The organism is Streptomyces sp. W1SF4 (genome assembly GCF_003950035.1).
Taxonomy (GTDB): domain Bacteria; phylum Actinomycetota; class Actinomycetes; order Streptomycetales; family Streptomycetaceae; genus Streptomyces; species Streptomyces racemochromogenes.
Map to the genome: position 1 here is coordinate 1,312,670 of NZ_CP034350.1, position 23,596 is coordinate 1,336,265.

The 23,596-nt window shown below is 73.3% G+C and carries 15 protein-coding genes and 1 rRNA gene; 7 read left to right on the forward strand and 9 right to left on the reverse strand.

The features are described from left to right. Positions 1 to 246: 246 nt before the first annotated feature. Positions 247 to 1,770 (reverse strand): 16S ribosomal RNA (locus D1J60_RS06210). A gap of 729 nt (positions 1,771 to 2,499) precedes the next feature. Here D1J60_RS06210 and D1J60_RS06220 point away from each other — a divergent pair. Together D1J60_RS06220 and ptsP are read left to right on the forward strand one after the other, a co-directional pair. Continuing rightward, positions 2,500 to 2,949, forward strand: a complete 450-nt coding sequence (locus D1J60_RS06220; protein WP_125603851.1) for a PTS glucose transporter subunit IIA — start codon at positions 2,500 to 2,502, stop codon at positions 2,947 to 2,949. Between the two features lie 76 nt (positions 2,950 to 3,025). Then, entirely contained in the window at positions 3,026 to 4,696 is a 1,671-nt protein-coding gene (gene ptsP, locus D1J60_RS06225; protein WP_125603852.1) for a phosphoenolpyruvate--protein phosphotransferase, read from the forward strand. Positions 4,697 to 4,783: 87 nt separating this feature from the next. On the opposite strand, the gene D1J60_RS06230 is transcribed toward ptsP, so the two are convergent. Further along, positions 4,784 to 5,701 (reverse strand): hypothetical protein, encoded by a 918-nt coding sequence (locus tag D1J60_RS06230; protein ID WP_125820437.1) that lies wholly within the window; start codon positions 5,699 to 5,701, stop codon positions 4,784 to 4,786. 57 nt (positions 5,702 to 5,758) lie between these two features. Beyond that, a complete protein-coding gene (locus D1J60_RS06235; RefSeq protein ID WP_125820438.1) occupies positions 5,759 to 7,735 on the reverse strand; it encodes an acetoacetate--CoA ligase in 1,977 nt (658 codons plus the stop codon). A 212-nt stretch (positions 7,736 to 7,947) separates the two neighbouring features. Between D1J60_RS06235 and D1J60_RS06240 the strand changes: the two genes are divergently transcribed. Together D1J60_RS06240 and D1J60_RS06245 are read left to right on the forward strand one after the other, a co-directional pair. After that, positions 7,948 to 10,359 carry a TIM-barrel domain-containing protein gene (locus tag D1J60_RS06240; protein WP_125820439.1) on the forward strand — a complete coding sequence of 804 codons (2,412 nt, stop codon included), beginning with the start codon at positions 7,948 to 7,950 and terminating at the stop codon, positions 10,357 to 10,359. Positions 10,360 to 10,525: 166 nt separating this feature from the next. Then, the gene (locus D1J60_RS06245; protein ID WP_125820440.1) at positions 10,526 to 11,101 is read left to right on the forward strand and encodes a hypothetical protein; all 576 of its coding nucleotides are present in this window, start codon (positions 10,526 to 10,528) and stop codon (positions 11,099 to 11,101) included. A gap of 184 nt (positions 11,102 to 11,285) precedes the next feature. On the opposite strand, the gene D1J60_RS06250 is transcribed toward D1J60_RS06245, so the two are convergent. Further along, a complete protein-coding gene (locus D1J60_RS06250; RefSeq protein WP_125820441.1) occupies positions 11,286 to 11,798 on the reverse strand; it encodes an NUDIX domain-containing protein in 513 nt (170 codons plus the stop codon). Positions 11,799 to 11,887: 89 nt separating this feature from the next. On the opposite strand from D1J60_RS06250, the gene D1J60_RS06255 reads away from it, so the two are divergent. Beyond that, positions 11,888 to 12,343: a zinc ribbon domain-containing protein gene (locus tag D1J60_RS06255; RefSeq protein ID WP_125604824.1), complete on the forward strand. Its 456-nt coding sequence runs from the start codon at positions 11,888 to 11,890 to the stop codon at positions 12,341 to 12,343. Continuing rightward, positions 12,340 to 13,530, forward strand: coding sequence for a lipid-transfer protein (locus D1J60_RS06260; RefSeq protein ID WP_125820442.1), 1,191 nt, complete (start codon positions 12,340 to 12,342; stop codon positions 13,528 to 13,530). The genes D1J60_RS06255 and D1J60_RS06260 overlap by 4 nt, the downstream gene beginning before the upstream one ends. A 177-nt stretch (positions 13,531 to 13,707) precedes the next feature. On the opposite strand, the gene D1J60_RS06265 is transcribed toward D1J60_RS06260, so the two are convergent. Genes D1J60_RS06265 through D1J60_RS06280 form a run of 4 tightly spaced genes read right to left on the reverse strand, consistent with a single transcriptional unit; the run spans position 13,708 to position 17,977 of the window. Then, on the reverse strand, positions 13,708 to 14,334 hold the full coding sequence (locus tag D1J60_RS06265; protein WP_125604820.1) for an ATP/GTP-binding protein: 627 nt from the start codon (positions 14,332 to 14,334) through the stop codon (positions 13,708 to 13,710). Then, positions 14,315 to 14,746: a DUF742 domain-containing protein gene (locus tag D1J60_RS06270; RefSeq protein ID WP_125604818.1), complete on the reverse strand. Its 432-nt coding sequence runs from the start codon at positions 14,744 to 14,746 to the stop codon at positions 14,315 to 14,317. The genes D1J60_RS06265 and D1J60_RS06270 overlap by 20 nt, the downstream gene beginning before the upstream one ends. A gap of 10 nt (positions 14,747 to 14,756) precedes the next feature. Next, positions 14,757 to 15,194 carry a roadblock/LC7 domain-containing protein gene (locus tag D1J60_RS06275; protein WP_125820443.1) on the reverse strand — a complete coding sequence of 146 codons (438 nt, stop codon included), beginning with the start codon at positions 15,192 to 15,194 and terminating at the stop codon, positions 14,757 to 14,759. Continuing rightward, the gene (locus D1J60_RS06280) at positions 15,191 to 17,977 is read right to left on the reverse strand and encodes a nitrate- and nitrite sensing domain-containing protein (protein WP_125820444.1); all 2,787 of its coding nucleotides are present in this window, start codon (positions 17,975 to 17,977) and stop codon (positions 15,191 to 15,193) included. Before D1J60_RS06280 ends, D1J60_RS06275 begins: the two co-directional genes overlap by 4 nt. A gap of 340 nt (positions 17,978 to 18,317) precedes the next feature. Between D1J60_RS06280 and D1J60_RS06285 the strand changes: the two genes are divergently transcribed. Further along, positions 18,318 to 18,740 carry a hypothetical protein gene (locus D1J60_RS06285; protein WP_241253168.1) on the forward strand — a complete coding sequence of 141 codons (423 nt, stop codon included), beginning with the start codon at positions 18,318 to 18,320 and terminating at the stop codon, positions 18,738 to 18,740. Positions 18,741 to 18,817: 77 nt separating this feature from the next. Here D1J60_RS06285 and D1J60_RS06290 read toward each other — a convergent pair whose 3' ends face one another. After that, positions 18,818 to 23,563: a hypothetical protein gene (locus D1J60_RS06290; protein ID WP_125820445.1), complete on the reverse strand. Its 4,746-nt coding sequence runs from the start codon at positions 23,561 to 23,563 to the stop codon at positions 18,818 to 18,820. Positions 23,564 to 23,596 lie beyond the last annotated feature (33 nt).

Consider the following 23,596-nt stretch of genomic DNA (forward strand, 5'->3'; position numbering starts at 1 on the left):
ACGACCAGCCACCCATCACCCCACCAGACAAGCTGGCGAGTTCACTGGGGCCGGCACTGAAGACTGACCAGACGGCCGTGCCTTCAGGACCCAACAACGTGCCAGGCACGATCTCTTTCAGTGACTCACTTTCCACGCCGAAGCAGTACTCGTGATCCATCCAGAAGACCGTGCCAAATAATCAACGTTCCACCCATGAGCTGACCGTGCAGAACGTTTGTCTGCAATCGGTACTGTGCTCCTTAGAAAGGAGGTGATCCAGCCGCACCTTCCGGTACGGCTACCTTGTTACGACTTCGTCCCAATCGCCAGTCCCACCTTCGACAGCTCCCTCCACAAGGGTTGGGCCACCGGCTTCGGGTGTTACCGACTTTCGTGACGTGACGGGCGGTGTGTACAAGGCCCGGGAACGTATTCACCGCAGCAATGCTGATCTGCGATTACTAGCGACTCCGACTTCATGGGGTCGAGTTGCAGACCCCAATCCGAACTGAGACCGGCTTTTTGAGATTCGCTCCACCTCACGGTATCGCAGCTCATTGTACCGGCCATTGTAGCACGTGTGCAGCCCAAGACATAAGGGGCATGATGACTTGACGTCGTCCCCACCTTCCTCCGAGTTGACCCCGGCGGTCTCCTGTGAGTCCCCATCACCCCGAAGGGCATGCTGGCAACACAGGACAAGGGTTGCGCTCGTTGCGGGACTTAACCCAACATCTCACGACACGAGCTGACGACAGCCATGCACCACCTGTATACCGACCACAAGGGGGGCACTATCTCTAATGCTTTCCGGTATATGTCAAGCCTTGGTAAGGTTCTTCGCGTTGCGTCGAATTAAGCCACATGCTCCGCCGCTTGTGCGGGCCCCCGTCAATTCCTTTGAGTTTTAGCCTTGCGGCCGTACTCCCCAGGCGGGGAACTTAATGCGTTAGCTGCGGCACCGACGACGTGGAATGTCGCCAACACCTAGTTCCCAACGTTTACGGCGTGGACTACCAGGGTATCTAATCCTGTTCGCTCCCCACGCTTTCGCTCCTCAGCGTCAGTAATGGCCCAGAGATCCGCCTTCGCCACCGGTGTTCCTCCTGATATCTGCGCATTTCACCGCTACACCAGGAATTCCGATCTCCCCTACCACACTCTAGCTAGCCCGTATCGAATGCAGACCCGAGGTTAAGCCTCGGGCTTTCACATCCGACGTGACAAGCCGCCTACGAGCTCTTTACGCCCAATAATTCCGGACAACGCTTGCGCCCTACGTATTACCGCGGCTGCTGGCACGTAGTTAGCCGGCGCTTCTTCTGCAGGTACCGTCACTTTCGCTTCTTCCCTGCTGAAAGAGGTTTACAACCCGAAGGCCGTCATCCCTCACGCGGCGTCGCTGCATCAGGCTTTCGCCCATTGTGCAATATTCCCCACTGCTGCCTCCCGTAGGAGTCTGGGCCGTGTCTCAGTCCCAGTGTGGCCGGTCGCCCTCTCAGGCCGGCTACCCGTCGTCGCCTTGGTGGGCCATTACCCCACCAACAAGCTGATAGGCCGCGGGCTCATCCTTCACCGCCGGAGCTTTCCACCACAGGAGATGCCTCCCGCAGTCGTATCCGGTATTAGACCCCGTTTCCAGGGCTTGTCCCAGAGTGAAGGGCAGATTGCCCACGTGTTACTCACCCGTTCGCCACTAATCCACCCCGAAGGGCTTCATCGTTCGACTTGCATGTGTTAAGCACGCCGCCAGCGTTCGTCCTGAGCCAGGATCAAACTCTCCATGAATGTTTACCGGTAATCCGGTCCACACCACGAAAGAGCGGGCCAGTCACGGTCGGAATAAGACCGACTGGCCACAACGTCCTCGCTGTGTTCGTTGCCTGCCAGTGCCCGAGGGCCCGACAGGTCTTTTTCAAAGGAACCTCATCCACCGGAGTGGACGGGGTATCAACTTCTGGCGTTGATTTTTGGCACGCTGTTGAGTTCTCAAGGAACGGACGCTTCCTTTGTACTCACCCGCAGTAACAATTACTGGGGCTTTCCTCCGGGCTTTCGTTCTTGCGATTCAGACTCTATCAGAGTCTTTCTCGCTTACTTTCCAGGTCCTGCGCTTTCGCGCTTTCCCTTTCCGGCGGTTCCGACTCTATCAGTGATTTTCCTTCTCTCCGGCCACCCTCCGTTTTGCCGTGAGGCACGCGGAAAGCGATCAAGCGGAGATCTGGAAGATCATTGATTGAGGAGGAGTCCCGGCCACCGACTGTTCGCGAGATGTTCACGCGGCACGTCCTGGCGGGAGTCACGACAGTACAGCTCCCGTGGGAGACAGGCAAATCGGTTCACGCGTATGGTCTAGTCCACCGGTCTAGTCCACTAGTCTCCGTGTCCAAGGGCCGTCCGTATCGGGACCAACATCGGGCGAACCCGTACAAGCTGTGCAATATCCTTCAAACGAGTACGCCGTTCGCGACAGGCAGTGACGGCGGCACGAAGAAGCCCCACCCCTGGGAGGCCCCCATGACCAGCGTCACGTCCCCGCTCGCCGGGCAGGCCATCGGACTCGCGGCAGTGCCCGACCCGGTGTTCTCCGGCGCGATGGTGGGACCGGGCACCGCCATTGATCCCGTGCGCGAGCCCTCCGCGGCGGTGTCTCCCGTCGACGGTGTGGTCGTTTCCCTGCACCCGCACGCGTACGTGGTCGTCGACGGCGAGGGCCACGGCGTCCTGACCCACCTCGGCATCGACACGGTGCAGCTCAACGGCGAGGGCTTCGAGCTCCTCGTGAACAAGGGCGACACCGTGGTCCGCGGCCAGGAGGTCATCCGCTGGGACCCCGCCGCGGTCGAGGCCGCCGGCAAGTCCCCGATCTGCCCCGTCGTGGCACTTGAGGCGACGAACGACTCCCTCTCCGGCGTCGTCGAATCCGGTGACGTCAAGCCGGACGACGTCCTCTTCAGCTGGCAGTAGCCTCCGCCTGCTCCCACAGGCGAGTCGGATATCCATCACGGCGGCTGGAGCCGCCGCTCAATCGGAGACGGGTGTAATGGAGACAACGCTGCGAGGCGTCGGCGTGAGCCACGGTGTGGCTATCGGCGAGGTTCGGCACATGGGTACGGCCGTGCTCGAACCGCCCGCGAAGCAGATCGCCGCGGACGAGGCGGAGCGCGAGCAGGGGCGCGCCCGTCAGGCCGTGGAGGCTGTGTCGGCCGACCTGATCGCACGCGGCCAGCTGGCCGGCGGGGAGGCCCAGCACGTGCTGGAGGCCCAGGCGATGATCGCCACGGACCCCGAGCTGATGTCGGACGTCGACCGGCGGATCGTCGTCGGCAGCACCGCCGAGCGCGCCGTCTACGACGCGTTCGCGTCCTACCGCGACCTGCTCGCGGGGGCCGGCGAGTACATGGCGGGGCGGGTGGCCGACCTGGACGACGTGCGCAACCGGATCGTGGCGCGGCTGCTGGGCGTGCCGATGCCGGGCGTGCCGGACAGCGACGAGCCGTACGTGCTGATCGCCCGGGATCTGGCTCCCGCCGACACGGCGCTGCTGGACCCGGCGCTGGTGCTCGGGTTCGTGACCGAGGAGGGCGGGCCGACCAGCCACAGCGCCATCCTCGCGCGGGCGCTGGGCGTGCCGGCGATCGTGGCGCTGCCGGGTGCGGGTGAGATCGCCGAGGGCACGGTAATCGCCGTCGACGGCAGCACCGGTGACCTGTTCGTGGAGCCGACCGCGCAGAAGCGGGCCGAGCTGGAGGCCGCGGCCGCCGAGCGGAAGGCGGCGCTGGCCGCATCCTCCGGTCCGGGTGCCACGTCCGACGGGCACAAGGTGCCGCTGCTGGCGAACGTCGGCGGGCCGGCTGACGTGCCGGCCGCGGTGGAGGCCGGGGCGGAGGGCGTGGGCCTGTTCCGTACGGAGTTCCTGTTCCTGGACGACAGCAAGAAGGCTCCGTCCGAGGAGAAGCAGATCGAGTCGTACCGCAAGGTGCTGGAGGCGTTCCCCGAGGGGCGCGTCGTCGTGCGGGTGCTGGACGCCGGCGCCGACAAGCCGCTGGACTTCCTGACTCCGGCGGACGAGCCGAACCCGGCGCTGGGCGTGCGCGGTCTGCGGACCCTGCTGGACCACCCGGAGGTGCTGCGCACGCAGCTGACCGCGCTGGCCAAGGCGGCCGAGGGGCTGCCGGTCTACCTGGAGGTGATGGCCCCGATGGTGGCCGACCGCCAGGACGCGAAGGCGTTCGCGGACGCGTGCCGCGAGGCCGGTCTGGTGGCGAAGTTCGGCGCGATGGTGGAGATCCCCTCCGCGGCGCTGCGGGCGCGCTCGATCCTGCAGGAGGTGGAGTTCCTGTCGCTGGGTACGAACGACCTCGCGCAGTACGCCTTCGCCGCCGACCGGCAGGTGGGGGCGGTGTCGCGGCTCCAGGACCCGTGGCAGCCGGCGCTGCTCGACCTGATCGCGATGTCGGCCGAGGCCGCCAGGGCGGAGGGCAAGAGCTGCGGTGTCTGCGGTGAGGCCGCTTCGGATCCGCTGCTGGCCTGTGTGCTGACGGGTCTGGGTGTCACCTCCCTGTCGATGGGTGCGGCGTCGATCCCGTACGTGCGGGCGACGCTCGCCAAGTACACCCTCGCGCAGTGCGAGCGTGCGGCCGCCGCCGCGCGGGCCGCGGACAGCGCCGAGGAGGCGCGGGTGGCCGCGCAGGCGGTGCTGTCCGGCGAGTAGCGGGCGGTACGCGTGGTCGGTTCCGAGGGGCCTTCGCCGGTGGCGGGGGCCCCTCGGGCGTTTCCGGTGCCGGTCCGGCCGCGGGGGCTACTCGTGGTGCGGGCCGGGGACGTCCACCTCGTAGCCGGGGCAGTACTCGACGCCTGGTTCGGGGGCGACGGGGTCGCCGGTGTCGACGTCCGTGCAGTAGGCGTCGAACACGGCGGCGGCGGTGAGGGCGACGAGGCGGCCGCGGTCGAGGCGCCAGCCGTGGACCCGGTCGCGGAAGCCCTCGGTGGTGCTCCGCAGGACCAGTCCGCCGGAGCCGCCGAGGGCGAGTCCGGCGGCCAGGACGGTCACGAAGTCGAGGCCTTCGCGGCCTTGGACGCGGGGCCGGGAGGCGGGCTCGACGGCCGCCTCGGCGTGCAGGACGGCGATGAGCTGCTGCTCCTCGGCGGGGACGCTGCACACGAGGTGGTGGTGACCGGGTCCGGCGCCGGAGACGAGGCGTTCGAGCATGTCGGCGGCGCGCTCGAAGGAGGCCTTGCCGATGTCCTCGCCGCAGTCCGCGCAGGCGCCGACGCCGGCGAGGAGCTCGGTGGCGTACTCCCAGGTGGACTGCCGGACGGCTTCGTCGACGAGGAGCGGTACGAGTTCCTCGACGGGCTGGCCGGCGTAGGGCAGTGTCGGGCCGCCGGCGAGTTCGGCGGTGAAGCGGCTGCGGGTGTGGGGGCTGTCCGGGTCGAGGCCGTGTTCCGCGCAGTAGGCGGCGTACTCCTCGGGGTCGAAGAGGGCGACGGTGGTGTGGATGCCCTGGGCGGCGAGGGAGCGCAGCAGGGCGTCGATCCGGCGGAGGTAGTCGGGGTATTCGTCGTGGTGGCCGAAGGCGAAGGTGCGGTAGTCCCGCATGGCCGCGAAGTCCCCGGGGTCGGTGATGAGGCCGACGGTGCTGGGGACCTCGCGGCGCAGCGAGGCGGTCGTGGATGAGGTGGTGGCGGTGCGTGGTGTGTCGGGTGTGGCGTTCATGGTTCCCCCTGAGCGTGCGATCACTTGCTCACTCACGGTAACCGTCGCCACTGACAGTCACCTCCGGGTGCGGCCGAGCTCCTCGTAGAAGGCGAGCAGTTCCGGGTTGTCGACGGAGCCGGGGTTGACCGCCTTGGCCATCGGGGTGCCCTGGAGGAGGCGCTTGACCGGGACCTCGATGCGCTTGCCGGTCAGGGTGTGCGGGACGGCCGGGATCTCGATGACCTCGTCGGGGACGTGGCGCGGGGAGAGCTGCTCGCGGATGGTGGCGGCGATCTTCTTGCGCAGGGCCTCGTCGAGGACGGCGCCGGGGGCAAGGTGGACGAAGAGCGGCATCCAGTAGCCGCCGCCCGGTTCCTCCAGGCCGATGACCAGGGATTCCTTGATCTCGGGGAGGCGTTCGACGACCTCGTAGATGTCGGCGGAGCCCATGCGGACGCCCTGCCGGTTGAGGGTGGAGTCCGAGCGGCCGTGGATGACGACGGAGCCGTGGTCGGTGATCGTGATCCAGTCGCCGTGGCGCCACGCGCCGGGGAACATCTCGAAGTAGCTGTCGCGGTAGCGGCTGCCGTCGGGGTCGTTCCAGAAGTGGATCGGCATGGAGGGCATGGGGGCGGTGACGACGAGTTCGCCGACCTCGCCGGTGAGGGGCTTGCCGGCCGGGTCCCAGGACTGGAGGTCCGTGCCGAGGCAGGCGGCCTGGAGTTCGCCGATGTGGACGGGGAGGGTGGGGACGGCTCCGGCGAAGCAGCTGCACACGTCGGTGCCGCCGCTGACGGAGGCGATCCACAGGTCTTCGGCGACCTCCTCGTGGAGCCAGCGGAAGCCGTCGGGGGGCAGCGGGGAGCCGGTGGTGGCGACGCACTTGACGGCGGAGAGGTCGAAGTCGCGGGAGGGGTGGACCTCGGCCTTCTTGCAGGCCATCACGTAGGCGGCGGAGGTGCCGTAGAGGGTGGCGCGGGTGCGTTCGGCGATCCGCCACTGGGCGCCGGTGTCGGGGTAGCCGGGGCTGCCGTCGTAGAGGACGACGGTGGTGCCGGTGAGGAGGCCGGAGACGAGGAAGTTCCACATCATCCAGCCGGTGGAGGTGTACCAGAAGAACCGGTCCTCGGGACCGAGGTCGCAGTGCAGGCCGAGCTGCTTGAGGTGTTCGAGGAGGATCCCGCCCTGGGACTGGACGATGGCCTTGGGCGCACCGGTGGTCCCGGAGGAGTAGAGGATCCACAGCGGGTGGTCGAAGGGGACCGGTTCGAAGACCGGGTCCTGCGTGCCGGAGGTCAGGTCGGCCCAGGCGCGGGTGCCCTCGGGGGCCTCGGTGCCCAGGAGCGGGATGTGGACGACGGCGCGCAGGGAGGGCAGTCCTTCGCGCAGCTCGGCGACGGTCTCGCGGCGGTCGTGCTCCTTGCCGCCGTAGCGGTAGCCGTCGATGGTGAAGAGGACGACCGGTTCGACCTGCTCGAAGCGGTCGAGGACGCTGCGGGCGCCGAAGTCGGGGGCGCAGGAGGTCCAGACCCCGCCGACGGCGGCGGTGGCGAGGAAGGCCACCACCGCTTCGGGGATGTTGGGGAGGTAGCCGCTGACGCGGTCGCCGGGGCGCACGCCGAGGGCGCGCAGCTCGGCGGCGAGCGAGCCGACCTGGCGGCGGAGCCCGGCCCAGGTGAGCGGGGCCGGTTCGTGGGTCTCGTCGACGTGGAGGAGGGCGGGGTCGTCGGCGCGGGCGGGGTCCTCGGAGGCGCGCAGGGCGTGCTCGGCGTAGTTGAGGGTGGAGTCCGCGAACCAGCGGGCGCCCGGCATGGAGCGGTCGGCGAGGACCTCCCGGTAGGGGGTGCTGAAGCGGACCTCGAACCATTCGGCGACGGCCTGCCAGAAGGTGTCGAGCTCGTCGACGGACCAGCGGTGGAGGGCCGGGTAGCCGCCGTCGGCGGGGGCGCCGAAGCGTTCGGCCGCCCAGGCCTGGAAGCGGGTGACCTGGGCCCCGGCGATCCTGTCGGCGCTCGGGGACCAGAGGGGTTCCGGCTGGGTGGCAGAGGTCATGGGTCGGCTCCCGGTCAGGTCTGGGCTCTCGCGCTTCGTGTGCGTACGGCTCCGTCGCGGCGTCGGTGTGCGCGCGGCGGCTCACAGGGACCATGCCACGTGATCGACATCCGCACCAGAGCTGTCCTGGGCCGGGCGGGTTGATCGTTTTCCGGGTGAACGGCAGCTGAACGCCGCCCGCGCGGCGGGGTGCCGGTGGCAGGGTGGCCGGCATGGACGGTCGTGATCTGGTGCGTGCGGTGAAGGAGATCGGTACGGCGCGCGGGCGGCGGGCCTGGCGTTCGGCGTGGCGCCACCGGCGTGCGGACGCCGAGGGGCTGCCGCGCCGGGGCGCGGAGCGGGCGCGGGTGCCGGGGCTGCTGGCGGGTACGCAGGCCCGGCCCGGTGGTGGGGTGCTGCGGTTCGCGCGCAGTGAGCTGCTGGTGCGGGTGACCGTGGGCGGCGCGGTGTTCTGGGGGTGGGACGGGGCGGAGCCGGTGCCCTCGTACGCGGTGGTGGGCAGTGGCCCCGCGCCGGATCCGCGGGCGGTGCTGGAGCCGGACACCGGGGGCGGCTGGCGGGTGGTGTCGGAGCGGGTGACGGTGGCGGTGTCCCGGCACGGGGCGGTGGAGGTGCGGACGCCGGGCGGGGCGGTGCTGCGCAGGGAGCTGCCGCCGCGCTGGTGGGATCCGGTGGGGGGTGCGGGAGGTGACGGCGCGGGGGGTGACGGCGCGGGTCCGGTGGCGGGCGGGGGCGGTTCGCGGTGGCTCCAGCGGGCGGAGGTGCCGGCGGACGCGCGGTTCTTCGGGCTGGGCGGGCGGGCGCGGGGGCCGCGGCTGCGGGACGGGGAGTACCGGCTGTGGAACACCGACCCCAAGGGCGGCTTCGGGCCGGACACGGACCCGCTGTACATCACGATGCCGGTGCAGGTGGTGGTGGCGGACGCGGGGACGCACCTGGCCTTCTACGACAACCCCTGGGAGGGGCGGGTCGTGCTGCGCGAGGGCGAGGAGGGGGCCGGTTCGGGGGTGGACCGGCCGGGGACGAGCGAGCTGCGGCTGGAGGGCGGCCCGCCGAGGTGCTGGGTGCTGGTGGGGACGCCGGCGCGGGTGTTGCAGGGGTGGTCGGGGCTGACGGGGGCGGCGGCGGTGCCGCCGGAGTGGGCGCTGGGGTACCAGCACGCACGGTGGGGCTTCGGGAGCGAGGCCGAGGTGCGGCGGGTGGTGGCCGGGTACGAGGAGCGGGGGCTGGCGCTGTCGGCCGTGCACCTGGACATCGACCACTACGACGGGCACCGGGTGTTCACCGTGGACCGGGAGGCGTTCCCCGATCTGCCGGGGCTGGCCCGGGAGGTGGGGGCGCGGGGGGTGCGGCTGGTGTCGATCGTCGACCCGGCGGTGAAGGCGGGGGACGCGGTGCACGCCTCGGGCCGGGCGGTGGGGCCGCGGGGGGCGTTCGTACGGGACGCGCGGGGGCGTGAGGTGCGCGGGGAGGTCTGGCCGGGCGAGTGCGCGTACCCGGACTTCACGGATCCGGCGGCGCGGGAGTGGTGGGGCGGCCTGTACGAGGAGCGGCTGGCGCAGGGCTTCGCGGGGTTCTGGCACGACATGAACGAGCCGGTGTCCTTCGCCCCGTGGGGTGACGCGACGCTCCCCCGGTCGGCGCGGCACGCCCTGGAGGGGGCGGGCGGGGACCACCGGGCCGGGCACAACGTGTACGGGCTGATGATGGCGCGGGCCGGCTGGGAGGGGCTGGTGCGGCTGCGGCCGGCCGAGCGGCCGTTCCTGTTCTCCCGGTCGGGGTGGGCGGGGATGCAGCGGTACGGGGGCACGTGGTCCGGTGACGTGGAGAGCAGCTGGGAGGGGCTGCGGGCGTCGCTGGCGCTGGTGTTGGGGCTGGGGCTGTGCGGGGTGCCGTACTCGGGTCCGGACGTGGGGGGTTTCGGGGGGTCGCCGTCGGCGGAGCTGTACCTGCGGTGGTTCCAGCTGGGGGCGTACCTGCCGTTGTTCCGGACGCATTCGGCGATCTGGGCGGGGCGGCGGGAGCCGTGGGAGTTCGGGCCGCGGGTGGCGGAGCTGGCGGGGGCGGTGCTCGCCGAACGGGAGCGGCTGCGGCCGTACTTCGTGACGCTGGCGCATCTGGCGCGCCGGACGGGGGCGCCGTACGTGCGGCCGGTGTGGTGGGGGGCGCCGGAGGACCGGCGGCTGCGGGACTGCGAGGACGCGTTCCTGCTGGGGGACGCGCTGCTGGTGGCCCCGGTGCTGGAGTGCGGGGCGGACCGGCGTGCGGTGCGGCTGCCGCGGGGGCGCTGGTACGACACGGCGACGGGGGCGGCGTACGAGGGGCCCGGGCAGGTGCTGTTCGAGGCTCCGCCGGGCCGGATGCCGGTGCTGGCGCGGGCGGGGGCCGTGCTGCCGGTGCGGCGGGAGGACGGGTCGGTGGGCCTGGAGGCGTGGGCCCCCGCGCGGGGGCGCACCGGTGGCGGGGTGGTGATCCGTGATCCGGGGCCGGGGTTCGAGGCGGGCGAGGTGGAGCGGTACGCGGTGCGGTGGGCCGGGGACGCGGTGGTGGTCGAGGACGAGGCGGGGGGTGTGGTGAGCGGGGTGGAGGTGCGGGGCCTGGGGAGTGTGCCGGCCGGTGCGTAGCGGGTGCCTCGGGGGTGCGTAGCCGGTGGCTAGGGGGTGGGTAGCCGGTGGCTAGGGGGTGTGTCGGCCACCCCCTATAGGGGTGTAGGTCCCGTGTAGGGAGGAGGAGGATGCTGCGGGCGGCGGCGGGTGTGCCGCCGGTGGTCGGTCGAGCAGGGAGTCTGTGATGGTCTTAACGAGCCCGGCGCGGGCGTACGCGCCGGACCGGTCGGCACCGGGACGGCGGGCGCCGGTCACCGCGCGGCGGTGGGACCGGGTGCCGGGTTCCGAGGTGGTGGGGGCGTGGCAGACGGTCACGGTGTGGGCCCTGTTGCTGGTGACCGGGGTGGTTCCGGCCGGGGGGCCCGGGGAGCTGGGCCTGGCGGCGGTCTCGCTGGCCGCGGCGGGTTTCCTGCACGGGTTGCTGATCGTCAAGCCGCTCGCGGCGCTGGGCCGTTGGACCGCCCGGGTGAGCGCGTGGCCGCGGCCGGTGGCGGTGGCGGTGCTGGCCGCGCCGGTGTCGGCGCCGGCGGTCGTGGTGGTGCGGTGGTGGCTGGGGGCGCAGGGCGCTCCGGTGCCGGGCTTCGGCGTGGTGTGGGCCGGGTGCGTGGCGGGCACGGTGCTGCCGCTGGTGGTCGGGGCGTTGCTGCGGGGCCGGCCGGTGCCGGCGGGGGTGTTGTGGGCGCGGGGGGCGGTGGTCGCCGGGACGGCGGTGGGGGTGGTGGGGTTGGCGTCGCTGGTGATGGACCTGCCCGTGCCCTAGCCGGGCCTGTTGCCGGGGGGCGGGGGCGGCGGCGCTGGGGTGCCGCTGCGCGGGGCTGGGTCCCCTACCCGCCCTTCGCCCGTTCCCCGGGCTTCGCCCGGACCCCTTCTGGGGGCTCCGCCCCCAGACCCCCGCGCCTCAAACGCCGGCGGGGCTGGAGGATCGGCAGGGCTGGGAGGGGCGGTCAGGGGGTGTAGTGGCCCGCGAACCAGGAGGCTGTCGCCTGGGTGTGGAGGGGGAAGGCGAGTTCCGTCGGGGCGTGGAGGACGTGCCAGCCCGTCGTCTCGTCCGTGGGGGCCGAGCGCGGGAGGGCCGAGGCGGGGCGCGGCGGGAGGAGGCCGAAGACGAGGAGGTGGCCTCCCGGGGAGCTGAGGACGTCGGCCAGGGTGACGTCGGCGGCGGGGGCTTCGATGCCCGTCTCCTCGCGGAGTTCGCGGACCACCGCCGTGCGCCAGTCCTCGCCGAAGTCCATGAACCCGCCGGGCAGTGCGACGCCCCCCAGGGCCGGTTCGATGGTGCGGGTGATGACCACCAGGCCGGTGCCGGCCGCGTCCTCCACGGGGAGCAGGGCGACGGCGACCGGGAGCGGGTTGCGGTAGGTGACGGCGCCGCACGCGGCGCACGCCCGGGGCCACCCGTCGGTGTCGAACGTGGCTCCGCAGGTGGAGCAGTGCGAGTCCCTCAGCTGTGCCGGCATGCGGCGATGGTACCGGCCCCCCTGTCGCGGTGGGGCGGCCCGTGGCAGACTTCTGACGCTTCGTCAGATCACGTTGTCCGGGAGGGGTCTTGGAACGCACACGCACGCCCGTGGTGAGCGGGTGGTTCACCGGTGCGGAGGCCGGGGACGGCTTCCGCCTGCTCGGCACCCGGTGCTCCGCCTGCGCCTCGGTGTTCTTCCCGCGCGAGGACGCGTACTGCCGCAACCCGCACTGCCCCGGCGGCGGCGAGCTCGCCGAGGTGCCGCTCTCGCCGCGCGGCCGGGTCTGGTCCTACACCGACGGGCGCTACCGGCCGCCCGCCCCCTACGTCTCCGATCCGGACGCGCCCTGGGAGCCGTACACCCTGGTCGCGGTGGAGCTGGAGGCCGAGCGGATGGTCGTGCTCGGCCAGGCCGCGCCCGGGGTGACGCCGGCCGGCCTGGCGGTCGGGATGGAGGTGGAGGTGGTCGCCGGGGTGCTGGACGAGGGCGCCGGGACCGTGACCACCACCTGGTGGTTCCGGCCGGTGGAGGGGACGCGGTGAGCGGGGACGTGGCCGTCCTGGGGGTCGGCATGCACCCGTGGGGCAAGTGGGGGCGCAGCTTCGTCGAGTACGGGCGGGCCGCCGCCCGGGCCGCGCTCGCCGACGCCGGGCTGGAGTGGACCGACGTGCAGTCCGTCGTCGGCGCCGACACCGTGCGCGGCGGCTACCCGGGCTACGTCGCCGGGGCCACCTTCGCGCGGGCGCTCGGCTGGCAGGGGGCCCGGGTCACCAGTGTGTACGCGGCCTGCGCCTCGGGGGCCCAGGCCATCGGGGCGGCCCGCGCGCAGATCCTCGCCGGGCTGGCGGACGTGGTGCTGGTGGTCGGGGCCGACGCCGCGCCGAAGGGGTTCTTCGCCCCGGCGGGGGGCGAGCGGCCGGACGACCCCGACTGGCTGCGGTTCCGGATCCTGGGCGCGACGAACCCCGCGTACTTCGGGCTGTACGCCCGGCGGCGGATGGCCCTGCACGGGGACACCGCCGAGGACTTCGCGCTGGTCAAGGTGAAGAACTCGGCGGCCGGGGCGCACAACCCGTACGCCCGCTACCGCAAGGCGGTCTCCGCCGGGGAGGTGGCGGCCTCGGCGGTGGTGGCCGACCCGCTGCGGCTGCTGGACATCTGCGCGACGTCCGACGGGGGCGCGGCGCTGGTGCTGTGCGGCATGGACTTCGCGCGGGCGCGCGGGGTGGCGGACCCGGTGCGGATCCGGGCGGTGTCGACGGTGACGCCCACGTATCCGCGTACGGTGCTGGACCTGCCGGACATCGCGACCGACTCGGCGGTCGCCGTGGAGCCGGCGGCCGGGTCCTTCCGGGCCTCGATCGCCCGGGCGGCGTACGAGGAGGCGGGGCTGGGGCCGGAGGACCTCTCGCTGGCCGAGGTGTACGACCTGTCGACCGCGCTGGAGCTGGAGTGGTACGAGGACATCGGGCTGTGCGGGGAGGGCGAGGGCGCCAAGCTGCTCCGGGAGGGCGCGACGGCGCTGGGCGGGCGGGTGCCGGTCAACGCGAGCGGCGGGCTGGCCTCCTTCGGGGAGGCGGTTCCGGCGCAGGCCATCGCCCAGGTGTGCGAGCTGACCTGGCAGCTGCGGGGTACGGCGGGTGCGCGCCAGGTTCCGGGGGCGCGGGCCGGGATCACCGCCAACCAGGGGCTCTTCGGGCACGGTTCGGCGGTGGTGGCGGTGCGGTGAACGCCGCGCACAAGTACTGCCGTCGGGGTGCTTGACGGCCCCGGGCGGCGGGTTCACACTCGCTCCACGGTCCCGCGGCGACGGGGACCCCGCGACCCCCCATGAGAGCTGCGGCCCGTACCCCAGTCGGCGGGGGTACGGGCCGCCTCCCCGGGGGGCGCGCCCGGCACGGCGCTCTCAGGACGAGGCGCGCAGGCCCGCGCGGCGGGCCCGGGCGAGGGACATGGCGTGCTCCACGACCCCCACCAGGACGTCCTTGACGGACTCCCGGTCACGGGCGTCACAGAGCAGCACCGGCACCTCCTGGTCGAGGTCGAGCGCGTCGCGCACGGTCACCACCGGGTGGCGGTCGGCCCCGTCGAAGCAGTTGACCGCGACGAGGAAGGGGATGCCGCGCCGTTCGAAGTAGTCGACAGCGGCGAAGCAGTCGGCGAGCCGGCGGGTGTCGGCCAGCACGACGGCGCCGAGGGCGCCCTGTGCCAGTTCGTCCCACAGGAACCAGAAGCGGTCCTGTCCGGGGGTGCCGAAGAGGTAGAGCACCAGGTCCTCGCGGAGGGTGATGCGGCCGAAGTCCATGGCCACGGTCGTGGTGCTCTTGCCCTCCACTCCCCCGGTGTCGTCGATGCCGACGCCCGGTTCGGAGAGCAGTTCCTCGGTCCGCAGCGGACGTATCTCGCTGACCGCGCTGACCAGGGTGGTCTTGCCCACCCCGAAGCCGCCCGCGACCAGGATCTTCAGGGTCAGCGGCTCGACCGGCGAGACGGCGTGCATCGCACCGGTGCGGCTAGAGCGCCCGAAGGCCATCGATCACCTCACGGAGAATGGATTCATCGGGCAGTTCGGCCGGCGGGACCGGCCTGGTCACGTGGACCAGCTCCTCGTCGACGAGGTCGCCGATCAGGACCCGGACGACGCCGACGGCGAGGTCGAGGTCCGCGGCGAGTTCCGCGACCGACTGGGGGCGTTCCCGGCACAGCCCGAGGATGTGGGCGTGTTCCGGGGAGAGGGTCATGTCCCAGACCGGATCGTCGGCCGCCGGCTCCGCGACGACGAGCGCGATCAGGTCGAGACGGTGCTGGCCGGCGTGGCTGGTCCGGCCGCGGGTCATGGCGTACGGGCGTACGACGGGACCCGCGTCGTCGTCGAACCAGTGGGGGTGGTCGGTCTCGGGCGTCGGACGGTCGGTCGGGGGGTGGTCCTGGCCTGGATCGCTCATGCCGTCCGACTCACCCTCCGGCTGGCTGCCCGGAACGCGGGGCGGTCGCCAGGTGGTCGCCTACGCGCTTGACCATGAGCGTCATCTCGTACGCGACCTGGCCGACGTCGGAATCGGCGTCGGAGAGCACGGCCAGGCAGCTGCCGTCGCCCGCGGCCATGACGAAGAGGAAGGCCTCGTCGAGTTCGACCACGGTCTGGCGGACCCGCCCGGAGTCGAAGTGCCGGCCGACGCCCTTGGCCAGGCTGTGGAAGCCGGAGGCCACGGCGGCCAGGTGCTCGCTGTCCTCGCGGGTGAGGTCCTTCGAGCTGCCCGTGGGCAGGCCGTCGCCGGAGAGGACGACCGCCTTGCGGATGCTGCCGACCTTGTCGACGAGTTCGTCGAGGAGCCAGTTGAGCGGGCCGGAGCCACGGCCCCTGGTGTCGTTTCCGGTCTGCGGTGCGGTCATCGACCGTCCCCTTCGTTCTCGTGCGCGGGACCGGCGCCGGAGCGGCCGGCCTCGGTCTCGGACTGCTGCTGTGCGTGCTGGTCGCGGCCCGCCGTCCAGCCTCGCTGGAGGGCGGACATGCGCGTGCGTACGTCCTCCGCGTCCCGGTCGGTCACCGGGTCCTCGGGGGACTGTGCCGCGGCGGCGGCGGGGGCGTTCTTGAGCTGGGGCGCGAGGTTGGCCTGGCGCACCCGGCGGGGCAGGCCGGCCGGACCGGGCGCGGGCTCCTCGGAGCCCGTGCGCGGCGCGGGGACCGCCTTGACGGCGGCCGGGCGGGGCTCCACCCGGCGACCGTGCTCGGCGACCAGGGTGGGCGTGGGGCGCCGCCGGGGCAGCGGCACGGGCCCGCCGCCGGCGCGGGCGCCGTCGGGGGGCGCGGGCTCCGTGCGGGGGCGCTCCGCGCGGACCGGGCCGGTGGGGGCCAGGGGCTCCCGCCCGCGGTCGCGGTCGCGCTTCCAGGGGCCGCCGCGCTCCGTGTGGCCCGCGCCGTGCGGGTGGCCGCCGAGGGGCCGGTCCGCGGAGCCGAGGAGGGCGCTGCGGGGGATGCCGCCGGGCGGGGTCTCGTCGTCGAGGGTGGCCATGGGCGGGCGGCCGCCGACGCCGGTGAGGCCGACGATGCCGGTGGCCATCTCGTCGAGTCCGGCGGGGTCGTCGAGGCCGTCCAGGCCGAGGAGGCCGATGGGGCCCTCCAGCTCGACCGGCCCGTTGAGGACGCCGGTGGGCAGCGGGCGGGCCGAGGGGGCCCGGTCGATGGCGGTGGGGCCGGGCCGCGCGGAGCTCTTGGCGGGGCCGGTCCCGACTCCCCGGACGCCCTTCACGGCGTCGAGGCGGATGCCGGTGCCGTTGGTGTCGGGGGCCTCGGTGAGGAGGTCGGCGGGGAGGAAGACCACCGCGGTGGTGCCGCCGTAGGGGCTGGGCTGGAGGACGACCTTGACGTTGTGGCGGCGTGCCAGGCGGCTGACCACGAAGAGGCCGAGGCGGTCGGTGTCGGAGAGTTCGAACTCGGGGGTCTCGGCGAGCCGGAGGTTGGCGTCGAGCAGCGCCTCCGGGTTCATGCCGAGGCCGCGGTCGTGGATCTCCAGGGTGAAGCCGTTCGCGACGCGTTCGCCGTGGACCTGGACGGCGGTGTGCGGGGGCGAGAACACCGTGGCGTTCTCCAGGAGTTCGGCGACGAGGTGGGTGACGTCGGCGACGGCCGGGCCCTCGATGCCGATGCGGGGCAGGCGCCGCACCTCGATGCGCTCGTAGTCCTCGACCTCGGCGACGGCGGCCCGTACGACGTCCATCAGCTGGACGGGCTTGCGCCACTGGCGGGAGGGTGCGGCGCCGGAGAGGATCACCAGGCCTTCGGCGTGGCGGCGCATGCGGGTGGTCATGTGGTCGAGGCGGAAGAGGTCGGCGAGTTCCTCGGTGTCCTCGGTGCGCCGTTCCATGGTGTCGAGCAGGGTCAGCTGGCGGTGCAGCAGCACCTGGTTGCGGCGGGCCAGGTTGACGAACACCTCGGAGACCCCGCGACGGAGCTCGGCCTGCTTGACGGCGGCCTCGACGGCGGCGCGCTGGAGGCTGTTGAGGGCGAGGCCGACCTGGCCGACCTCGTCCTTCTCGAACTCCAGGCGGGGGGCTTCGGTCTCGACGTCGACGGTCTCGCCGGCCGCGAGGCGGCGCATCACGCTGGGGAGGCGGACGCCGGAGGCCTCGTGGGCCTCCTTGCGGAGCCGGGACAGGTCGCGGATGAGGTCGCGTCCGATGCGGACGGACATCACGAGGGAGAAGACGAGGGCGATGAAGCCGAGGACGCCCGCCACGGCGGCCTGGACGAGCACGCCGACGGCGACGGGTTCCACGCGCTTCTGGTAGCGGTCGCCTGCGGCGGTGCCCATGGTGGCGAGGTCGCCGAGGACCTTGTTCGCGGCCTCGTTCCACTGGGCGGCGGTGACGCGCGGGTTCTTGCCGGCGCCGCCGGTGATGAACCGTTCCTCCGCATCGCGCAGGGCCTTGGTCTGGGGGCCGTTCCAGTACTGCTCGAAGAGCTTGCGGTCGTCGGGCGGCAGGATCGCGAGGTTGAACTCGTACAGCAGGCCGCGGTTGGCGGCGAAGTCGGAGACGCGGCGCAGGTCGGCGGCCGGGACGTTGCCGGCGGCGAGGGCGGAGGCGATGACCGCGTCCTCGCGGGAGAGGGTCTCGCGGGCGCGGGTGATGCCGACGAGGGCGCGGCCCTGCTTGTCCATCTCCACGTTCTCCAGTGCGTGGAGGTTCATCAGGAACTCGTAGCAGGGGTCGACGAGCCGGCTGTAGAGCTCCAGGGCCTGGCCGGGGCTGACCCCGCCCTGGTCGACGGACCGGCGCAGGGCGCCGATGCCCTGGAGGGCCTCGATGATCGACCTGAGGCGCTGGCGGGCCTGCGGGCTGAGCTCGTCGGAGACCTCGGGGTCGAGGGCGTTCGCGGTGATGGAGCGGACCATCGTGTCGGTCGCGGTGCGGCTCTTGGTGAGTTCCGCGGTGGCGGCCACCTCGCGGGGGTCGCCGAGGACGACCAGGGTCTGGCGGCGTTCCTTCTGGACGACGCGGACGACGTCCTCCATCGGGTAGCCGACCTTCTTGATGACGTACGCGACGTCGAGCAGTTGCAGTGCCTCACGGCCGGTGATGACCGTGGAGAAGCCCCAGAGGGCGGTCAGGGAGACGAGCGGCACCAGGAGCAACGCCACGATCTTCCGGCGGATGGACTTCCCGCGAAAGCGCATGGCCTCCCCAGCCTCCCCCAGCTCAACCCCGTTGTCAGAGGTCGGTGTTCCGTCATTTAAACGGCGTGAGCCTACTACTGCCACGGAGCGGGTTCGCAGACGTGTCCGGACGTTTTCGGCCTGACCCCCGTACGAAGATCACCAGTTGTCCGATGTTTCCGGTCAAGTCAGGCCCGATATGTGGCAGATGACACTTGGTGGGGTGTCAGTTCCGTTGTCCGGATGGATGGCTGGAATTCTGCCTTCCGGGTCCGGTATACGGAACTCCGAGGGGGGTTCCGGTCGTCTGACAGACAGGGCGGGCAGCAGCACGGGAGAAGAGGCGGGGAGTGAGCGGACCATGAGGATGTACGACGAGGACGGCACGTCGGCCGAGGCTCCGGGGCGGGGCCTGTGGGTGGTGGAGCCGGCCCGGCGGCGCCGGATGCCGGACCCGGTGCGGTCGTCGGCGGTCCGGGCGGTGCTGATCGTGGCCGTCACGCTGACGCAGGCCACGATCACGTTCTTCCTCGCGCTGACCGGGTCCTGGCTGGCCTTCCCGATGGTGCTGGCGGGCATAGCGGCGACGGTCGTGGCCACCTGGTCGGTGCTGGACGTGTGGATCACCCGGCAGATGTGGAACCAGCGCCACGGCGTCCTGTCGGAGCCGAGCAGCGCCGCCCGCGAGCCGTGGCGCGCCCGCACACCGGCCCGGGAGGGCCGCCTGGCGGCCGCTCCCCTGGCCGGGGGCATACCGGTCCACCAGCGCTCCGGACGGCGCTGACCGGCCCGGGAGCGGCCGCGGGCCGGTCACCGCCGGGGAGCGGTGACCGGCCCGCGGCCGGGGGCGTCCGGAGCGGCTCAGGCCTGTGCGGCGGGCGCCCGGCGGAACATGCGGGTCGCGGTGATCTCGCCGTGGATCGTCTCGCCCTCCGGGGACTGCTGGGGCAGGCCGGGACGCAGGTGCTCCTCGACGCTGATGTACTTCAGGCCCGCGCGCAGGTCGGCGTCGTTGCGCAGCCGGATGACCAGCGGGAACTCGGCGAGGGCCGTGGTGTCGAAGAGGCCCGTGGTGTACAGCAGCTGGACGCCGAGGGCGTCCGAGACGGCCCGCTGGAGCTCCAGCAGGTACGTGGCGTTCGCGCGCCCGATCGGGTTGTCGAGGAAGAGCGTGCCCGCGTGCCGGTGCTTGTCGCGGCCGCGGTCGTTGCTGCGCAGCGCGGCCATCGTGCAGTACAGGGCGATGGCGGCGGTGAGCAGCTGGCCGCCGGAGAACACGTCGCCCATCTGGCCGACGGGGACCCGCTCGGCGCGCAGCACGGCATCGGGCTTGAGGATCTCCACCGCGATGCCCTTGGGCTCCAGGGCCGCCTGGACGCCGCGCAGGAGCAGGGACATACCGTCGCGGCGGCCCTCGCCGAAGGCGGCGTTCTTCTTCACGGCCGTGCGGGTGGCCTCGTCGATGACCTCGCCGAGCCGCTCGGTGAGGGTGGCCTGGTCGGGCTCCTCGAAGCGGATCCGCAGGAACTCCTGGCCCGACCACTCGCCGAGGCCCTCGGGCAGCTGGGAGAGGCGCTGCGCGGAGCGGAGCGTGGCCAGGGCGGATTCCACCAGGCCGCGCAGCCGGTCGACGATGCTGTCGCGGTTGCGCTCCAGCTGCGCGAGCTCGTCGGTGAGCACGCGCAGGCGCGGGGCGAACGCGGCGGCCCAGGCGGCGGCGTGCTCGGGCAGCGCGGAGGCGGGCAGTTCCCGGATCTGCTGGCGCGCGGGGGTGCGTACCTGCTCGTAGCGGTTGGCGTTGGCGTGCCGGACCAGGACGTCGCTCGCCTCGCGCACCGCCGACTCGGCGGCGGAGAGGTCGGCGGCGCAGCCGCGCAGGGAGCGGCGGGCCTCGGCGGCGGACTGCCGGGCCTCCTCCAGGGTGCCGGGGTGGGCCACCGGCTCCTGCTCGTCCTCCGGATGGGTCTGCTCGCGCAGCAGGTCCCGCAGCAGGGCGGCGGTCTCGTCGAAGCCGCCGGCGCCGTCCTCGGCGGCGCGGTGGGCGCGCAGCAGGTCGGCGTGGGCGGCGCGGGCGGCCTCCACGGCGGCGGAGTGCGCGGCGAGCTGGGCGGTGGCGGTGCGCAGCAGGCCCTGGGCCTGCTCCACGTCGGCCGGGATCAGCTCCTCGGGCAGCTCGGTGTGCGCCTCGCCCTCGACGGGGGCGTGCCGTTCGGCTTCGCCGCGCAGCCGGCCGAGCTGCTCGCTCGCGGTGGAGGCGCGGGACTCCAGCATCTGGACGAGGGCCTCGGCGCGGGCGGCGGCGGCCTGCCGGGAGGGGCCGTCGGCGCCGTCGGTGCCTTCGAGGAGCTGGGCGGCGCGCGTGCGGACCTTGTTGGTGAGGCGGTCGAGTTCGGCGAGGGCGGCGCTCTCGTCGCCCTCGGCGCGGGCCTGTTCGGCGCGCAGGTCGGCGCCGACGCCGACCTTCTCGTAGACCTGGGAGGCGGTGCGGTAGGCCTCGCGGAGGTCGGGCAGCGGCGGCCGGTGCTTGTCGGCGCTGCCGTCGTCCTCGGGCAGGGGCTCGGGGGCGCCGGCGATCTCGGCGCGTTCGGCGCGCAGGGCGCGGGCGGTGCGGCGGGCGTCGTCGGCGGCGCGCTGGGCGGCGCGGCGGTCCTCGTCGGCGGCGCGGGCGCGGGCCAGGCAGGCCTCGGCGCGGGCCTCGGACTCGGCTGCCTCGTCGGCGAGTTCGCGGACCCTGGCCTGCCAGCCGGAGCGTTCGCGCAGGCGGTGGGCGAGGCCGGCGAGGGCGTCGGCGGCGCGGCGGGCGCGCTGGGCGGCGTCCTGGCGCTCGTCGCGGACGCGGGCGGCGTCGGCGGCGGCCTCGTCGGCCTCGGCGCGTACGGTACGGGCCTCCGCGAGTTCGGCGTCGGCCTCCTCGGCGAAGGACCGGGCGGCGGCGGCCTGCCGCGCGAGTTCGTCGAGGCGGCCGGGCGGGCAGCCGGTGCGCCAGGAGGAGAGCCGGGCGGCGAGTTCGCGGTCGCCGGCAAGGCGGGAGGCCAGCTCGCGGATCTCGGTGTCGCGGGCGGTGGCGCGGGCGCGCAGCGCGTGGCGTTCCTCGTCGGCGGCGTGCTCGTCGTGCATGGCCGGGTTCGGCGGGACGAGGAACACCGCGTCGGTGCCGTCGGCCGGCGGGACCGGCGCCAGCAGGGCGGCGGCCGTGCCGACGGCGACGGTGGAGCGGGGCAGCAGGGCGGCGGCGGAGAGGACCTCGCGGGCCCGGCTGTGGGTGTCGGGGTCGGTGATGACGACGCCGTCGACGAGTTCGGGGCGGGCGGCGAGGACGGCCGCGTGGTCGGCGGGGTCCACGGACTGGGCGAGGTAGCGCCAGCCGGGCAGGGCCGGGATGCCGTGCTCGCCCAGGTACTCGACGGTGGCGAGGACGTCGGGGCCGGGCGGGAGCAGGCCGCCGTCGCCGAGCGCGCCGAGGATGCGGGCGTCGTCGGCGGCGGCGGTGCGCAGGTCGAACAGGTGGCGTTCGGCCGAGCCGACGGTGTCGGCCAGGATCCGGACCAGCTCGTCGGAGCCCCGGTCGAGGTCGGCGACGCTCAGGCCGCCGGCGGGGGCGGCGGTCACGGCGCCCGCGGTCGCGGCGGAGCCCTGTACGCCGGAGGGGGCGGTGCCCGCGGCGGCGCCGCCGCCGGCTTCGGCGGCGGGGGCGGATCCCGCCCCGGCCGGCGCACCGGGGTGTGCCCCGCCCCGCGGGCGCGGCAGGAAGGTGTCGGGGGCCTGCGGGAGGCCCAGGAGCTCCGCCAGGCGCGGGGAGGCGGCCAGGGCTTCGGCGGCGCGGTGCTCCGCCGCGTGGGCGGCCTCGGCGGCGTCGGCGGCGTCGGACGCGCGCGCGGCGGTGAGTTCGGCGCGGGATTCCGCGGAGGCGGCCTCGCGGGCGGCCTCGGCGGCGGAGCGGGCGGCTTCGCGGGACTCGTCCCAGGCGGCCACGGCGGCCTTCTCGGCGTCGCTGGCCGCGAGCGCGGCGCGGGCCGGGTCGGCGTCGGGGGCGGTGTCGTCGAGCCAGCCGGCGCGGACGGCGTCGGCGGTCTCCTGCTCGACCTCGGCGAGGCGGGCGCGCAGGTGCTCGGCCTCGCTGCGGGCCCGCTGGGCGGCGGTCGCGGCGGCGGTGGCGTCGCGGTGGGCGCTCTCGCCGAGCGACTGGAGCTCGGCGGAACGCTCCTCCTCCTCGTTGGCTGCGCGTTCGCCCTGTTCGGCGGCGGTGTGCAGGGCGCGTACCAGCTCGGCGGCGGCGGTGGCGCGGGCGGCCAGCGCGGGTGCGGCGTCCCGTTCGGCCTCCAGGATCGCCGCGGCGACGCGGGCGGAGCGGTCGGCGGCGGCGCGGTGGCGCAGCACGGTCTCGGCGGCCTGCCAGGCGGAGTGCAGGGTGCGGGCTTCGAGGAGCTCGCGGCGCTGGGCGGCGGCGGCCTTGTCGGCGACGGTCAGGGCCAGGGAGGCGTGCCGGTAGGCGAGTTCGGCGGAGACGGCGGCGCTGCGGGCGCGCTGGGACTCCGCGGCGGTGACCTCGTGGGCGGCGCCGGTGACCCGCTGGGCGAGGTCGGCGGCGCGGCCGCGTTCCTCGGAGGCGCGGGCGGACAGCCGGCGGGCGAGCGTGCGGGTGCGGCGCTCGGCGCCCGCGTGGACGTCGCGGAGCCGGGAGCGGGTCTCGGCGGCCTCCACGATCCGGTTCAGGAGGTCCACGGAGCCGGCGGTGAAGTCGCGTTCGGCCATCAGCTCGGCGCGGCGGCCGAGCTTGTTGCCGAAGCCGTGGACGAGGTCGGCGAGGCCGTCGGTGTCGCGGGTGTCGGTGACGGCGCGCAGGAGGAGGTCGGTGAAGTCGGAGTCCTTCTTGACCGCGAAGAGGCCGGCGGCCTCGCCCTCGTCGGCGTTCATCTCGCGCTGGTAGCGGAAGAGCTCGGGGTCCAGGCCGAGTTCGGTGAGGTGCTCGTTCCAGCGGTCGTGGATCTCCTCCCAGTACACCTCCAGGTGCGGGTACGCCTTGCCCGCCTCGGTGATCGCGTCGCGGAAGCCCTTCATCGTGCGGCGGCGGCCCTGGGCGCCGGAGGCGCCCTCGACGGGCGGCCGGACGGAGGTGGCCTCGGCGACGGGGAGGTTGTCCAGGCTCAGGCCCGGGCCGGGGCGGAAGGAGTACCAGGCCTCGGCGAACTTGCGGGGGTCGTTGGAGACCTGGCGGCCGCGCCACTCGCTGACCTTGCCGACGACGACGCACTCGCCGGTCTGGGTGTGCTGCCATTCCAGGGCGACGTGGCCGCAGTCGTCGGCGAGGAGGAACTTGCGCAGTACGCCGGAGCTGGCGCCGCCCAGGGTGTTGCGGTGGCCGGGGAGCATCACCGAGAAGATCAGCTTGAGGAGGACGGACTTGCCGCCGCCGTTCTCCAGGAAGAGCACGCCGGCGGGCGCGGGGCGCCGCGGCGGTCCGGTGGGCTCGTCCTCGAAGAACTCCGCCTGGGTGGGCGCCGGGTGGGGCACCGGCTCGCCGACTCCGCGCAGGTCGAGCACGGTGTCGGCGTAGCGTGCGCCGGCGGGCCCGATGGAGTAGAGGCGGATCCGGGACAGCTCGTACATGGCGGCGGACTCTCGTTGCTTCTCGGTGTGTCT